A 15043-nucleotide genomic window follows, 5' to 3' on the forward strand; every position below is an offset into this window, starting at 1 on the left:
AAAACAAGACACAGTATTTTCTGTGTCTTGTTTTTTAATACGACTTTTAATTATGTAGCATTATATATTTTCTCTCATGATATATATTTATATTAAAGATATGAGATGAAAAATATAGAATACACTCTTTTTCTCTGTCTATAGGTCCCTAACCTAATAATACACGAACGAGTTGAATAATTGTTTCGTTTTCTACTTTGTAGTAAATTTCCAATCCTTTTCTTTCACTAGAAACGATTTTAGCACTTTTTAACTTTGCTAAATGCTGTGAAATTGTAGATTGTGGCATGTTTAAGCCTGTGTACATTGTAGAAACGTTGCTTGGGCCACGTTCAATTAATCCCTTTACAATACATAAGCGAACAGGATGAGCAAGCACTTTCAATAATTCTGCATTGCTTTCATATAGTTCTATTTCTTTTTGAAAGGTTTCTAACATGTTCTTTTCCACCTCCGTGTGAGCTGTTATACCATACTATACATACCAAAAAATCAAAGAAAAGAAAACAGTTGTTGCAGAAAAAAAGTCCTAAAGTAAAGAAATTGTAAGAAAAGAGACCCTGATGTAAATAAAATAGATAAATTTGCACAGTTTTGTAAAATGACATTTTTGAGTGAAAATTTTGATGCGTTTCAAAAATTGAAAGATATAGATATATTCGTAACACAATTTTATCATGATTTTCTTATTCTTTCAAATGAATATACAAAATTTTTAAAATAATATGACAAAGGAATTATAATGTTATATATAGAATATATAACAGGTTAAAAGAAAAGAAGCTGATTATGATCAGCTTCTTTATAATGGTGATAATGAAATATTTGAATGTGGCTGATAAATCTTAGAATGATCAAGTTATTAGTCATTTATTCTAGAGTTCATCTTGTATCAATTTTAAAAATCTGTGATTCCATATATTTTCATAAAAATTAATTGTCTCTTTTGCGGACATAAATGGATTATTTAACGTAGAGGTTGTTTTCTGTACCATGAAGTTTTCGTATCCCAGTCCATGGGCAAATTTAATCGTAGCATCCATACAGTACTCTGTTTGGGCACCACAAAATTCAATACGATGTACAGATAATTGGTCTAAAATCTCTTTTAAGTTCGTTTTATAAAATGAATTTGCATGTGTTTTTCTTACAAAAAAATCTTGTTCTTGAACATCTAGATCGGTATGAATAGCCCAAAGTTCTTTTTCGGGTACTAAATCATCATCACAATGTTGAACAAAAATGATTGGTTTATTTGATTTTCTATAGGAAGAAATTCTTTTATTTACTTTTGTAAGCAAGTTTTGTAAATCAAATAAATGCTCTCCGCTATAACATACCCCATTTTGTAAATCGATAACGATTAAAACATCTGCACAAGTATCCATTATTTTTGCCCCTTTTTTACTTTTTAATATATCAATTAATTCATTACTTGGAAATAGATGGTGCTCTTTCGTTTTTTTATGAACTATACGAAAAGTAAAAAATATACTTAACGGCATAAAAAAGAAGATATGAAAACTTAATTTCATATCTTCTGTTCGTCCTATGCATTTACAGGCTCTTCTACATAAGAAAGGGCATTTTCAAAATCGGATATTAAATCGTCAACATTTTCAAGGCCAACGGATAACCGAAGTAATGAATTAGAAATACCTCTTTCATCACGAGCTTCTTGCGACAGTGCTGCATGTGACATTTTAGCTGGGTAGGAAAGAATCGATTCGACAGCTCCTAAACTAACTGCGAAGACAGGTAATTTTACTTTTGATAAAAATTGGCGGAGTGCGTCTTCTGATTGTAAAGTGAAAGATAGGACAGCTCCGGCTGATGTAGCTTGAGATTGTTGAATGTCAAATCCAAGATGTGTTTGTAAGCCAGGATAATAGACATTTTGAACTTTAGTGTGCTCTTGTAAAAAATGTGCGATTTTGTTGGCACCTGCAGCTGAATGTTCGAGACGTACATGCAATGTTTTAATGCCGCGAAGCACGAGAGAACAATCTTGCGGTCCTAAAATAGCACCAAAAGCGTTTTGTAGAAAGCCGAGCTTTTGAGCGAGTTCTTCATCTTTTACGACAGCTAATCCGGCGGTGACATCGCTATGACCAGCAATAAACTTTGTAGCGCTATGAAGAACGACATCTGCGCCAAGATCAAGCGGTTTTTGAAATAGTGGTGTCAAAAATGTATTATCAACAAAAGTAAGAGCACCAATAGATTTTGCAAGATTAGAAACAGCACGAATATCTGTCACTTTTAAAAGTGGGTTAGAAGGTGTTTCTACATAAAAGAGCTTCGTATTTGGTTTAATGTTTTCTTTTACTTCTTCCACATTGGTCATATCCACAAATGTATGTGAAACACCATAACGGGAGAGAACTTCAGTAACAATTCGATAAGTACCTCCATATACATCTTCTGAAATAAGAACATGGTCACCTTGTGAAAGAAGGAGAAATGCAGTAGAAATGGCTGCAATGCCTGATGCAAAGGCAAATCCTTTTGTCCCGCCTTCTAATAAAGCAATGATATCTTCAAGAGCTTCACGTGTTGGATTTCCAGATCTACTATAGTCATACTTTCCGAAAGCATCTACATCAAACTGATGGAATGTTGATGTGTTATAGATGGGAACGTTAACAGCTCCTGTGTGTGAGTCATGCTTGTATTGATTATGCAGTAAAAGCGTATCTATGGAATAACTCATATTCTTACACCTTCTTTTACAAGTTTAATTGCTTGCTTTAAGTCTCGAATTAAGTCGTTGCTATTTTCGATGCCGACTGAAAAACGGAGAAGACGATTACACACACCACGTGCTGTTCGAACATCTTCTGGAATATCGGCATGAGTTTGCGTTGCTGGATAAGTCATTAAACTTTCGACACCGCCAAGACTTTCAGCAAATGTAATTAAGGATAAAGATTGTAAGAAAGGATTAATCCAAGTTTCATCTTGAAGGCGAAATGAAATCATACCACCTCTTCCTGGATAAAATACATCTGTCACACCATCTTCATCATTTAAATAAGCAACAATTGCATGAGCGTTTTCTTCATGCTGTTTCATGCGAAGTGCTAAAGTCTTCATGCCTCGAATTAATAGCCATGAATCAAACGGGCTTAAGACAGCACCAGAGGCATTATGATAATGAGCAAGCTCCTCGCAAAGAGATTTCCCTTTCGCAACGACAAGTCCGCTTAGTACATCGTTATGACCGCCTAAATATTTAGTTGCACTATGAAGGACGATGTTTGCACCTTCTGTTAATGGTTGCTGTATATAAGGTGTATAGAACGTGTTATCTACAATAAGAAGTAGTCCGTGCCTTTTGGCTACACTTGCTACACTTACGATATCAGTTACTTGCATTAATGGATTAGTCGGTGTTTCTATGAAAATAGCCTTCGTTTGAGATGTGATTGCTTGCTCAATTTGTTTAATAGATTGTGTATCTACGTATCTACATCGAATATTCCACTTGTCTTCATGTTCGGAAAATAGACGATATGTTCCCCCGTATAAGTCTTCAGATACGATAAGCTCATCTCCGGAACGGAATAGTGAAAGGACAAGGAGAACAGCCGCCATTCCTGAACTACAGGCATAACCTTGCTCACCGCTTTCTAAGTCTGCAATTGCCTGTTCTAAAAGACCGCGAGTCGGATTTCCAGTTCTTGAATAGTCAAATCCAGTAGATTTACCAATTCCTTCGTGACGATAAGCAGTTGAGAAATAAACAGGTGGATTAACAGTTCCTGTTGTAGCTTCGCTACGGTTCCCGATTTGTGCTAGTTTTGTTTCGATTGTTGACATGTGAAAATTCCCCCTTTTTAAAGTGAACGACTAAGTGAAAATAAAAAAAGCCTTCTAAGAAGAAGGCTTTCGGATTGAATAGAGTCTTCTTCTCATCTGTCAAATCTTTCACAATTTGCTGGAATTAGCACCTTATTAACGAATGAATGTTAATGGTTGCTGAGGCGTCAAAGGGCCAGTCCCTCTACCTCTCTAGATAAGAATGTTCGTATGAAATTTTATTATGGTTTTAACTTTACAACAAAAGATAATTGAATTGCAACTTTATTTTAAATAATTTTTATTTTTCCGCAAGTGTCATTGACTTTTATTTTAGTGCGTGCTAAATTTATAAAAAATTAACAAACATTGTTAAAAGGGGAACGTATTTCCTTTTAGCTACATAAATAAAATAATAAAGACAAACTCTTATTGAGAGCGGTGGAGGGAAAGGCCCTGTGAAACCCGGCAACCTTCAAACTAAATGTTTGAAACGGTGCTAAAACCTGCAAAACGTGTGTTTTGCATAATAAGAGGAGGAACAATTATGTCCCCCTCTTCAAAGTGAAGAGGGGGTTTTTATATTGATAGAAATGAGGGGGATTCGTGAAATTACTAGATTTATTATCAAAAGGAATTGTAATAGGTGATGGTGCGGTTGGAACGTTATTACATTCGCATGGTTTACAAAGTAGTTTTGAAGAATTGAATTTGTCTGATCCGGACTTAATTATATCGATCCATAAACAATATGTAGCTGCTGGAGCGGATGTTATTCAAACGAATACGTATGGTGCGAATGAAGCGAAACTCCGCATGTATGGTCTAGAAAATCAAGTTGTCCAAATTAATAAAGCGGCAGTGAATATTGCGAAAGCATCAGTAACAGATCGGAATGCAATTTTAGGGACAATTGGAGGTATGAAACATATTGGTGCTGTTACAACGACTGATATAGAGCGAGAATTTATGTTACTTGAGCAGGCAGGTGCTTTACTAGAAGAACAGGTTGATGGATTACTATTAGAAACTTTTTATGATGAATTTGAATTATTGCATGCCGTTAAAGTATTGCGTAAACAAACGAATATTCCGATTGTTGCTCAGTTAGCGTTACATGAGGCAGGTACGACTCAAAATGGGAATGATGTCAATGAAATATTAAAACAGCTTTTGGATTACGGTGCCAATGTTGTTGGATTGAACTGTCAACTAGGGCCACTTCATATGACGGAAGCTTTCAAAATGATATCGATTCCTCAAAATGGCTATTTATCAGCATATCCGAATGCAGGTCTCCCGAATTATGTGGAAGGGCGTTACGTATATGAGGGAAGTCCAGCGTATTTTGAAGAAATGACACCAAACTTTATTGAACAAGGTATTCGTTTATTAGGTGGTTGTTGTGGTACTACCCCGGAACATATTGAAGGAATGAAACGTGCTACTCTAAATGTTGCACCTGTAATAGCAAAGGAGACGATTCAAAGGCCTAAAGTGGTCCATACACATGAGAAGCGTTCGAGAGCTCATGTTACTCTAGCAGAAAAGGCAAAGAAACAAACGACAGTTGTAGTGGAATTAGATCCACCGAAAACGTTAGACACGCAGCGTTTTTTTGAAGGGGCAAGAGCACTGAAAAGGGCTGGAGCGGATGCTATTACTCTAGCAGATAATTCATTAGCATCTCCTCGTGTTTCGAATATGGCTATGGGTGCATTATTAACGAAGCATGATATTCCAGTATTGACGCATTTAACGTGTAGAGACCATAACGTCATTGGACTACAGTCTCACTTACTTGGATTATCAGCATTAGGTATGGAGGAAGTGCTAGCTTTAACTGGTGATCCAGCGCGTGTTGGTGATTTCCCAGGTGCAACTTCTGTATATGATTTGTCATCGATAGAGCTCATTAAAATGATTAAAGAGATGAACGACGGTCGCTCTATTTTAGGGAAATCAATTGGTCCGGCAACAAGATTTTCTGTTGGAGGTGCATTCAATCCTCATGTAAGGCATTTAAAAGCAGCGGTCAAGCGAATGGAACGAAAAATTGATGCTGGTGCTGAATATTTCTTAACGCAGCCGATATATGATGTTGCTTTAATAGAAGAAGTATATGAAGCGACAAAGCATTTGGAACAACCTATCTTTATTGGAATTATGCCGTTAGTAAGTAAGCGGAACGCAGATTTTCTTCATTTTGAAGTGCCGGGTATTACTCTCCCTGAAGAGATAAGACAAAGAATGGATGGACATGAAACGAAAGAGGCAGCCATAGAGGAAGGGATTCGTATTTCACAAGAGTTGATCGATGCGGCGATGAAATACTTTAACGGTATTTATCTTATTACACCGTTTTTAAAATATGAAATTACAGAACATCTCGTGAAATATGTGAGAGAAAAGCAAGAAGTGAAAGAAGGTATTAATTGATGAAACGAATAGAAGAGAGATTACAACATGAAATTTTAATATTAGATGGTGCAATGGGAACGATGATCCAGCAAGAAGACTTAACAGCGGAAGATTTTGGAGGAGAAGAATACGAAGGTTGTAATGAATATTTAGTAAAAACAAGACCGGATGTTATTTTAAATATTCATAAAGTCTACATTGAAGCTGGAGCAGATATTATTGAAACGAATACGTTTGGTGCAACAAATATTGTATTAAGTGATTATGCATTGTCTCATTTAGATGAAGAGTTAAACGAAAGGGCAGCGCTTTTGGCGAAGCAAGCGGTTAAAGAAAGTGGGAAAGAAGTGTATGTTGCGGGAGCGATGGGACCAACGACGAAAGCGATTAGTGTTACAGGTGGTGTGACTTTTGAAGAGTTAATTGAAGCCTATACAAGGCAAGCGAGAGGACTATTAAGAGGAGAAGTTGATGTATTACTCGTTGAAACGAGTCAAGATATGCGTAATGTGAAAGCTGCGTACATTGGAATTCAATCGGCGTTTGAAGAACTAAACAAAATAGTACCTATTATGATTTCTGGAACAATTGAACCGATGGGAACGACTTTAGCGGGTCAAACGATCGAAGCCTTTTATTTATCGGTAGAGCATATGAAGCCATTATCGGTTGGATTAAACTGTGCTACTGGTCCAGAATTTATGAGGGAACATATACGTTCCCTATCTGATTTATCGGAGTGTTATATTTCGTGTTATCCAAACGCTGGTCTTCCTGATGAAGATGGGCATTATCACGAATCTCCAGCGTCACTTGCTGAAAAAGTAAAACGTTTTGCTGAAGAAGGATGGATTAATATTATTGGTGGTTGTTGTGGCACAACACCAGAACATATACGTGTAATGAAATCGGCGCTTGCCTCGATTAATCCTCGTGAGCATCATGAAAGGGTTGGACATGGAATTAGTGGACTAGAAGCGTTGCAATATGATGATTCTATGAGGCCTTTATTTGTTGGAGAAAGGACGAATGTAATTGGATCGCGTAAGTTTAAAAGATTAGTAGCAGAAGGGAAATTTGAAGAGGCTGCTGAAGTGGCAAGAGCGCAAGTGAAGAAAAATGCTCATATTATTGATATTTGTATGGCAGACCCTGACCGTGATGAAATAGAAGATATGGAAAGATTCTTGGCAGAAGTTACGAAAGTGTTAAAAGTACCGATTATGATTGATTCAACAGATGAAAATGTTATGGCGAAAGCTCTTACTTATATTCAAGGAAAAGGTGTTATCAATTCTATTAATTTAGAGGATGGAGAAGAACGTTTTGAAAAAGTGACACCCCTTCTTCGAAAATACGGTGCTGCGATAGTTGTAGGGACAATTGATGAAGATGGTATGGCAGTTAGTGCAGAAAGAAAGATAGAGATTGCTAAAAGAAGCTATGAATTACTAACGAAAAAGTATGGTATACGCCCATCTGATATTATTTTTGATGCGCTTGTGTTTCCTGTAGGAACAGGTGATGAAGAATATATAGGTTCAGCGGCAGCGACTATAGAAGGAATTCGTCTTATTAAAGAAGCGTTACCAGAATGTTTAACGATTCTAGGTGTGAGTAATATATCTTTTGGTTTACCACCAGCTGGACGTGAAGTATTAAACTCTGTCTTTCTATATCATGCAACGAAAGCAGGATTAGATTATGCGATTGTTAATACGGAAAAATTAGAACGCTATGCGTTAATTCCAGAGGAAGAAAAACGTCTTGCGGATGCATTATTATTTGAAACGACGAAAGAGACGTTAGAAAAATTTACAAACTTTTACCGTGTTGCCAAAAAGAAAGAAGTCGCTACACAAGAAACGCTAACGCTTGATGAACGACTGGCAAATTATATTGTAGAAGGTACGAAGCAAGGACTACAAGAAGATCTAAGTCTCGCGCTTACAGAAGGACGAAAACCTCTGGATATTATTAACGGGCCGCTTATGACAGGAATGGATGAGGTGGGGCGATTATTTAATGGTAATGAGCTGATCGTTGCTGAAGTATTGCAAAGTGCTGAAAGTATGAAAGCTGCCGTAAGTTATTTAGAGCCACATATGGAATCTAGTGAGAGTGCAAAAAAAGGGAAAGTATTATTAGCGACTGTTAAAGGAGACGTACATGATATTGGGAAAAACCTTGTTGAAATTATTTTATCAAATAACGGATATGAAATTATTAATTTAGGAATTAATGTTCGTTCGGATCGAATTGTTCAAGAAGTACAAGAAAAGAAACCTGATATTATTGGCCTTTCTGGTTTGTTAGTAAAATCAGCGCAACAAATGGTAACGACTGCTGAAGATTTAAAAGCAGCGAATATTGATATTCCAATTGTTGTAGGTGGTGCAGCACTAACGAGGAAATTTACAGATAATCGTATTTCTCCATCTTATAAAGGGCTCGTATGTTATGCAAGTGATGCAATGACAGGTCTTGATATTATTAACAAATTACAAAAGGAAGAAGAACGTGAAAAGATGAAGCGAGATAAAAAGGAACGCCATCTTCATATTGTGAAACAAGAGGAGAAAAAAATAGAAATTCCCGCAGTTATTGAGCCGTTGCCAAAAGCAACTGTTATAGTGCCAGATTCGACGAAACGAGTTGTATTACGGGATATTCCTGCCCTTCATCTTGCACCGTTTTTAAATAGACAAATGTTAATTGGACACCATCTTGGGTTAAAAGGAAACGTAAAAAAACTCTTGCAAGAAGGGGATAAAAGAGCACATGAGCTAAATGATTTAATTGATGAATTATTACAAGAAGGACAATCTTGGTTACGCCCAAAAGCGGTGTATCAATTTTTCCCGGCGCAAAGTGATGGACAAAATATAATTATATACGATCCGGAAGATCACACACGTATTATAGAGCGTTTTGAATTTCCGAGACAAGGGAAAGCACCATACCGTACTTTAGGAGATTATATACGCCCGATTGGAGATGAGATGGATTATGTCGCTTTCTTATCTGTTACCGTTGGAGAAGGGGTTCGAGATATTGCAGAGGAATGGAAGGCGAAGGGAGATTATTTACGCAGTCATGCGATTCAGTCGTTAGCACTTGAATTAGCAGAAGGACTTGCTGAAAAAACACATATGCTCATTCGTGATCGTTGGGGAATTCCAGATTCACCTGAACTGACGATGGAAGAGAGATTCCGTACAAAATATAGAGGAATACGCGTATCATTTGGTTATCCAGCATGCCCAGAACTTGCTGATCAAGAAAAATTATTTCGCTTAATTCATCCAGAAGAAATAGGTATTTCATTAACAGAAGGATTTATGATGGAGCCAGAAGCGTCTGTAACGGCTATGGTATTTTCTCACCCTGAGGCAAGGTATTTTAGTGTACTATAGTGTAGAAGGGGGAGACGTATGAAAAAAATAGTCTTTACAGGTGGCGGTTCGGCCGGGCATGTAACGCCTAATTTAGCAATTATTCCACATTTACAAAAGCAGAACTGGGATATCTCTTATATTGGTTCTCATCAAGGTATTGAGAAAACGATTATAGAAAAAGAAGGAATCCCATACCATAGTATTGCAAGCGGGAAGCTACGTCGTTATTTTGATTTGAAAAATATAAAAGATCCTTTTCTCGTGATGAAGGGTGTTATGGATGCGTACGTAACAATTCGTAAACTAAAACCGGATGTTATTTTTTCAAAAGGTGGTTTCGTATCCGTACCAGTCGTAATAGGAGGGTGGCTAAATAGGGTGCCAGTTTTATTACATGAATCTGATATGACACCTGGACTAGCAAATAAAATTGCGCTCCGTTTTGCCTCGAAAATATTTGTTACATTTGAAGAAGCAGCGAAACATTTACCGAAAGAAAAAGTAATATATACAGGATCGCCTGTACGTGAAGACGTACTAAGAGGAAATCTTGAAAAAGGTTTAAAGTTTCTAGGGTTTTCCCGGAAGAAATCAGTTATTACTGTTATGGGAGGAAGTTTAGGCGCAAAGAAAATTAATGAAACGGTTCGATCGGCACTTCCAGATCTTCTGAAAAATTATCAAATTGTGCATCTTTGCGGAAAAGGAAATCTTGATGAATCCTTACAAAATAAAGAAGGATATAGACAATTTGAATATGTACATGAAGAGTTGCCGGATATATTAGCAGCAACAGATTTTGTTATTTCACGTGCGGGATCCAACGCGATTTTTGAATTTTTAACAATGCAAAAGCCGATGGTGTTAATTCCGTTATCGAAATTTGCAAGCCGTGGAGATCAAATTTTAAATGCTGAATCCTTTAAAAGACAAGGGTATGCATCGGTATTATATGAAGAGGATGTAACGGTGAACTCACTTATAAAGCATATAGAAGAGCTATCTCATAATAATGAGACGTATAAAACAGCATTAAAAAAATATAATGGAAAAGAAGCGATTAAAACTATCATTCAACATATTTCAGAGGCATGATTAAACAATCATGTCTTTTTTAGTAGGATGAAAGATTCCAAGAATTGATATTTTTATGTTACAATAAAGTGAAACTTTAATCAGTGGGGGGTTCATCCCCACTGATTATTAGCCCTCACCAATCGGGCTTTTACGGGCAGTTAATCCCACACCTAACTTCTTTGTTTTCGCTGAATTTTGAGGTGGGGGTTTTACTGCCCGTTAATGCGGGGTAACAAATGGTTAATAGGGAAATTCCAATTGATTAAGCGTGAAAATACGAATGGATTAGGAGTGACTGTGTTGGAGCTAAGTCTCTATGAAAATACTGCACTTATTATATGCTTTGTGTTGTACGTTGGTAGTGTTATTGTTTATATTTCACGGAAATTTTCACAAGAACGAGAGCTTGAAAAATCAGAAATAACAGCTGAACTAGAAATGTTAGCTGATGAAAGTTATAAAAAACAAAAAATAAAAGAAGATCATGAGGCACCCCATCATTGAAACGCAAATAAGTTCTAAGGATGGGGATTTTTTTTGAAAAAATCCCATTAACGCTAAAAAAGGAGTTTCCCCATACATATTTAAGGGGTGAATATAAATGAAATTTTATATTGCTTCAGGATTTCAAAATAAACATCTTGTTCGTTTCGTATCAAGCCAGTTGAAAGAATTGGGATGGCATCATACATATGATTGGACGAAAAATGAAAGAGCAACCAATAGAGAACAATTGCAAAAGATTGGTGAAGAAGAACAAGAAGCGATACGAGAAGCTGATGTTTTCTTACTCATACTAGAGGGTGGGAATGGAAGTCATACAGAATTAGGGATGGCAATTGCTTTAGAAAAGAAAATTTATATATATCACAAGGGCAATGAGTTGCAAACTACATTCTACCATTTACGAGAAGTTGATATTTTCGAAGGAGAAATTGAGGGACTTGTCTCATATATATTGAATAAAGTGGAATGTTAGACGTGGGAATGCAGCGAGAAATATTTTTTGCAAAAAAAGAGTGAAGGTTACCATTAGGCTATTTTGGGCACAGTTATTATAAGTAAAGCATATAAAGGAGTTATACATATGAAATTAGAAAATGGATGGGAAACAAGTTTTTTAGAGGTTGTACAAAACAGTGAATTTAAGAAAGATGCAATTCTTAGTCAATTGCTTTTTGCGGATAGTGAAGAAGTAGAAGAGCTTGTTGATGATTACGGTTATGAAGAGATTATTGAACGCGAACATGATGATGAGTTAGCAGGAATTTTAGGAGAAGAACTTTTCAGTGAGCTGGAGCGAAACGTATTCTTATCTCCACAGCCAGAAGAAAAACTTATTTCATTCGTAAATGGATTAGGTTTTCATGTGTTAGATTGGATTGTGCTTCTTGAAACAGAATTTGGCATTGATAGCGCAAACTTCACATCGGATGCAGTGAAAATGTTAGAAAAGCGCTTTAGACAGTTTCCCTATATAGAAGAGAAGACAATTTTTGATATGACGTTTGAAGAAGCGATGGATGTATTAGAATCTGTTACAGGATTACAGCTGAAGGGGAAAATGAACGTATAATGAAAAAGAACGTGATAGCTTCACGTTCTTTTTTTTTACATAATAATAATTTTATCATCTAGCTTTGTTTGTCCAGTAAGAAGTGCATTTAAATACTCTACTTTTCGTATGCAAGCTTGTATATGTCTTTCAACCTCTTGTAACTCTGCTTGGTGATGCGTTTCAATTGGATGAATTTGTACGTTAAATTTTTCGAATTGACTACTATATGTTATTTCTGCATAGCCGCTCATAATATCGGTTTCGTTATGAAATAAAAATTGCTTCGTTTCTTCACAGAATGATACATCCTGAAAGCCATATACTTTTAATGCTTCAATTACTTTGTTAATCATGTTTGTATTCATTTTTTAACCCTCTTTACGAAGTTCTACTTTTATATTATAACATAAAAAATTACGTAGAAAGCGCTTCCAAGTGTATTTTATTATAAACTTTACGTTTCAATCATAAAAATGAAACAAAGAAAAAATAATTGTAAAGAAGGAAGGACTCTTTTATTGTTTCGTCATATATATAGAGAAATAGTGCAATGAAAGGAAATTTTCCGAGGTGGAGATTGTATTTCCAATTTGAGCGCAGTAAAAGAGGTGAGAATCTTGAACTTTGATATTGTAGGACAAAAAGCATATATAAAAGATGGGCCGCATCGGAACCGAATTGGAACTGTAAAGAAAAATGAAAAACAATTAGAATCCCATTTTGCTATTGTAATTGGGGAACAAAGTATTGCTGTAGAGCTAAAGGATATCGTGTTAGTAGGAGTAGATGTAGGACAATTTCATACATGGTGCGAGCAAAATGGTTATTTGTGAAAGGGACGGGCTGTGAGATAATGAAATATATTTGAGAAAAGAGAATATGTTATTGTATTCTCTTTTTCTATGTGTAAGGAGATAGAAATGAAGTATAAAGAACGAGATTTTACATTGGAGTTAAAAGAGAAAATTCAATGCATGGAGAAGGAAATAGAACGGATATCACTTGAACTTTATAAAGAGTATTCGCATTTATACATAGAAAAAAACATGGAACTATCTATGGGACTTGTTAAAGATAAAGAGCATCCTTTTGAGTTGGGGTATGGTTCATCAGTTGCTATAGCTATATTAGATGAAGAAAAAGAGATGATTGGATTTCACAATATACCAATTTGGAAATGCGAAAGAATCTTTTTAGGAATGCAAATTCAATTAAGTATTTGGGGAAGTAAGAAAGTAGGGGAACTTGTTGATGAATCTTGTTATGAGATTGAGGAGGAGTTAAAAGAGCAACTAGAAGAATACTTGGAGTGATAACTTTCAAGATAAGATGTATAGAGATGGAACATAATAAAAAAGACGCTAACAGTATAAATTGTTAGCGTCCTTTTTTATTATGAAGCAATCTCACCAGTTTTTACATCATCTTGATTGTACGTATCCTGATCTAATTCACCAAGCCATTTACTAGAAATAAGACCAGCTGTCATAGAACCACTTACGTTAAGAGCTGTACGACCCATATCGATTAATGGTTCAACTGAGATAACAAGAGCGACAATGCCGATTGGTAAGTTCATTGTAGATAGTACGATTAACGCTGCGAATGTTGCACCGCCACCAACGCCGGCAACACCGAATGAGCTAATAGCAACGACAGCGATTAAAGTTAAAATAAATTGTGGTTGTAATGGATCGATTCCTACGGTTGGAGCGACCATCATAGCAAGCATTGCTGGATAAATACCTGCGCAACCGTTTTGACCGATAGATACCCCAAAGGATGCAGCGAAGTTAGCGATTCCTTCAGAAATACCAAGCTTTTCTTTTTGAGCTTCAATATTTAATGGCATTGCACCAGCACTAGAGCGAGATGTGAATGCAAATGTTAATACAGGGAACACTTTTTTCAAATATTGAATTGGATTTAAACCAGATAGTGCGATTAATAATAAGTGAATGATAAACATTACGATAAGAGCTACGTAAGACGCTAACACGAAGTTACCAAGTTTTAAAATAGCATTTATATCGCTACCAGCAACTGTCTTTGCCATAAGAGCTAATACGCCGTATGGAGTAAGACGTAAAATTAATGTTACCATACGCATTACGATTGCATATACAGCATCAAGCATTTTCTTAAATAGCTCTGCTTGTTCTGGATATTTTCGTTTTACACCTATAAAAGCAATCCCGATAAAGGCTGCAAATATTACAACAGAAATTGTTGATGTTGGACGAGCACCTGTTAAATCAAGAAACGGATTAGTAGGCAACAATTCTAATAATTTATCTGGAATTGTTGTCTTTTCAATAGAAGTAAATCTTTCTTCTACTAATTTCAGACGAGCAGATTCTGCATCACCTTGTTGTAATCCTGTCGCTGATACATCAAATCCTGCGCTTGCTGCGATACCGACAGCTGCGGCAATTCCTGTAGTAAGAATTAAAATTCCGATAATAAGACCACTAATTTTACCAAGGTTTTTCGTTAATTGTAATTTTGTAAATGCTGAAATAATAGATACTAAAATAAGTGGCATAACGATCATTTGAAGCAACTTCACATAACCGTTACCAATTAAACCGAACCAGGTATTTGATTCGATAATTACTTTAGAAGTAGGCTCATAAATAAATTGTAATATAAGACCAAATATAATTCCGACTCCTAAAGCAGTAAATACACGTTTATTAAAAGATACATGCTTACGTTGCATATAATACAATACGCCAACTAAAATGAGCATGACTGTGATGTTAATTCCGACAAGCATTGTATTCAT

Annotated in this window: 14 protein-coding genes and 2 riboswitches; of the genes, 8 read left to right on the top strand and 6 right to left on the bottom strand. The window is 36.0% G+C overall.

Annotation, left to right across the window (positions count from 1 at the left end):
• Window positions 1-148 precede the first annotated feature (148 nt).
• The 4 genes from MR155_RS01390 to MR155_RS01405 all read right to left on the bottom strand — a co-directional run bounded on the left by MR155_RS01390 (window position 149) and on the right by MR155_RS01405 (window position 3822).
• Window positions 149-439 (bottom strand): ArsR/SmtB family transcription factor, encoded by a 291-nt coding sequence (locus MR155_RS01390; RefSeq protein WP_000894375.1) that lies wholly within the window; start codon window positions 437-439, stop codon window positions 149-151.
• Between the two features lie 436 nt (window positions 440-875).
• Window positions 876-1388 carry a cysteine hydrolase family protein gene (locus MR155_RS01395; protein ID WP_242308246.1) on the bottom strand — a complete coding sequence of 171 codons (513 nt, stop codon included), beginning with the start codon at window positions 1386-1388 and terminating at the stop codon, window positions 876-878.
• Window positions 1389-1549: 161 nt separating this feature from the next.
• Window positions 1550-2713, bottom strand: coding sequence for a cystathionine beta-lyase (metC, locus tag MR155_RS01400; RefSeq protein ID WP_002088638.1), 1164 nt, complete (start codon window positions 2711-2713; stop codon window positions 1550-1552).
• On the bottom strand, window positions 2710-3822 hold the full coding sequence (locus tag MR155_RS01405) for a methionine biosynthesis PLP-dependent protein (RefSeq protein ID WP_002015129.1): 1113 nt from the start codon (window positions 3820-3822) through the stop codon (window positions 2710-2712). Before MR155_RS01405 ends, metC begins: the two co-directional genes overlap by 4 nt.
• An 89-nt stretch (window positions 3823-3911) precedes the next feature.
• Window positions 3912-4025: riboswitch (SAM riboswitch) on the bottom strand.
• A 202-nt stretch (window positions 4026-4227) separates the two neighbouring features.
• A riboswitch (SAM riboswitch) is annotated at window positions 4228-4337 on the top strand.
• 70 nt (window positions 4338-4407) lie between these two features.
• Here MR155_RS01405 and MR155_RS01410 point away from each other — a divergent pair.
• The 6 genes from MR155_RS01410 to MR155_RS01435 all read left to right on the top strand — a co-directional run bounded on the left by MR155_RS01410 (window position 4408) and on the right by MR155_RS01435 (window position 12273).
• Window positions 4408-6240 (top strand): bifunctional homocysteine S-methyltransferase/methylenetetrahydrofolate reductase, encoded by a 1833-nt coding sequence (locus MR155_RS01410; RefSeq protein ID WP_242307649.1) that lies wholly within the window; start codon window positions 4408-4410, stop codon window positions 6238-6240.
• Entirely contained in the window at window positions 6240-9638 is a 3399-nt protein-coding gene (gene metH / locus MR155_RS01415; protein ID WP_088034270.1) for a methionine synthase, read from the top strand. The genes MR155_RS01410 and metH overlap by 1 nt, the downstream gene beginning before the upstream one ends.
• Before the next feature lie 18 nt (window positions 9639-9656).
• The gene (locus tag MR155_RS01420; protein WP_002067149.1) at window positions 9657-10715 is read left to right on the top strand and encodes an undecaprenyldiphospho-muramoylpentapeptide beta-N-acetylglucosaminyltransferase; all 1059 of its coding nucleotides are present in this window, start codon (window positions 9657-9659) and stop codon (window positions 10713-10715) included.
• 243 nt (window positions 10716-10958) lie between these two features.
• Window positions 10959-11201: a DUF3966 domain-containing protein gene (locus MR155_RS01425; protein WP_085960924.1), complete on the top strand. Its 243-nt coding sequence runs from the start codon at window positions 10959-10961 to the stop codon at window positions 11199-11201.
• A 97-nt stretch (window positions 11202-11298) separates the two neighbouring features.
• Window positions 11299-11676, top strand: a complete 378-nt coding sequence (locus MR155_RS01430) for a nucleoside 2-deoxyribosyltransferase (protein WP_002088632.1) — start codon at window positions 11299-11301, stop codon at window positions 11674-11676.
• 108 nt (window positions 11677-11784) lie between these two features.
• A complete protein-coding gene (locus MR155_RS01435) occupies window positions 11785-12273 on the top strand; it encodes a hypothetical protein (RefSeq protein ID WP_002015119.1) in 489 nt (162 codons plus the stop codon).
• Window positions 12274-12308: 35 nt separating this feature from the next.
• Here MR155_RS01435 and MR155_RS01440 read toward each other — a convergent pair whose 3' ends face one another.
• Entirely contained in the window at window positions 12309-12620 is a 312-nt protein-coding gene (locus MR155_RS01440) for a hypothetical protein (protein WP_002129099.1), read from the bottom strand.
• A gap of 252 nt (window positions 12621-12872) precedes the next feature.
• Between MR155_RS01440 and MR155_RS01445 the strand changes: the two genes are divergently transcribed.
• Both MR155_RS01445 and MR155_RS01450 read left to right on the top strand, forming a co-directional pair.
• Window positions 12873-13088 (top strand): DUF3912 family protein, encoded by a 216-nt coding sequence (locus MR155_RS01445; protein WP_219303540.1) that lies wholly within the window; start codon window positions 12873-12875, stop codon window positions 13086-13088.
• Between the two features lie 87 nt (window positions 13089-13175).
• Window positions 13176-13568: a hypothetical protein gene (locus MR155_RS01450; RefSeq protein ID WP_219303539.1), complete on the top strand. Its 393-nt coding sequence runs from the start codon at window positions 13176-13178 to the stop codon at window positions 13566-13568.
• An 80-nt stretch (window positions 13569-13648) separates the two neighbouring features.
• Here the strand turns inward: MR155_RS01450 and MR155_RS01455 are convergent, their stop codons facing one another.
• Entirely contained in the window at window positions 13649-15043 is a 1395-nt protein-coding gene (locus MR155_RS01455; RefSeq protein WP_219303538.1) for an L-cystine transporter, read from the bottom strand.

The organism is Bacillus cereus group sp. BfR-BA-01331 (assembly GCF_022663915.1).
GTDB classification, from domain to species: domain Bacteria; phylum Bacillota; class Bacilli; order Bacillales; family Bacillaceae_G; genus Bacillus_A; species Bacillus_A mycoides.

Excerpts from the sequence above, each read along its gene's own strand:
- MR155_RS01455 (WP_219303538.1), bottom strand. The coding sequence starts at position 15,043 with ATGAATACAATGCTTGTCGGAATTAACATCACAGTCATGCTCATTTTA.
- metC (WP_002088638.1), bottom strand. The coding sequence starts at position 2,713 with ATGAGTTATTCCATAGATACGCTTTTACTGCATAATCAATACAAGCAT.
- MR155_RS01395 (WP_242308246.1), bottom strand. The coding sequence starts at position 1,388 with ATGGATACTTGTGCAGATGTTTTAATCGTTATCGATTTACAAAATGGG.
- MR155_RS01405 (WP_002015129.1), bottom strand. The coding sequence starts at position 3,822 with ATGTCAACAATCGAAACAAAACTAGCACAAATCGGGAACCGTAGCGAA.
- MR155_RS01440 (WP_002129099.1), bottom strand. The coding sequence starts at position 12,620 with ATGAATACAAACATGATTAACAAAGTAATTGAAGCATTAAAAGTATAT.
- MR155_RS01430 (WP_002088632.1), top strand. The coding sequence starts at position 11,299 with ATGAAATTTTATATTGCTTCAGGATTTCAAAATAAACATCTTGTTCGT.
- MR155_RS01435 (WP_002015119.1), top strand. The coding sequence starts at position 11,785 with ATGAAATTAGAAAATGGATGGGAAACAAGTTTTTTAGAGGTTGTACAA.
- MR155_RS01390 (WP_000894375.1), bottom strand. The coding sequence starts at position 439 with ATGTTAGAAACCTTTCAAAAAGAAATAGAACTATATGAAAGCAATGCA.
- MR155_RS01450 (WP_219303539.1), top strand. The coding sequence starts at position 13,176 with ATGAAGTATAAAGAACGAGATTTTACATTGGAGTTAAAAGAGAAAATT.
- metH (WP_088034270.1), top strand. The coding sequence starts at position 6,240 with ATGAAACGAATAGAAGAGAGATTACAACATGAAATTTTAATATTAGAT.
- MR155_RS01420 (WP_002067149.1), top strand. The coding sequence starts at position 9,657 with ATGAAAAAAATAGTCTTTACAGGTGGCGGTTCGGCCGGGCATGTAACG.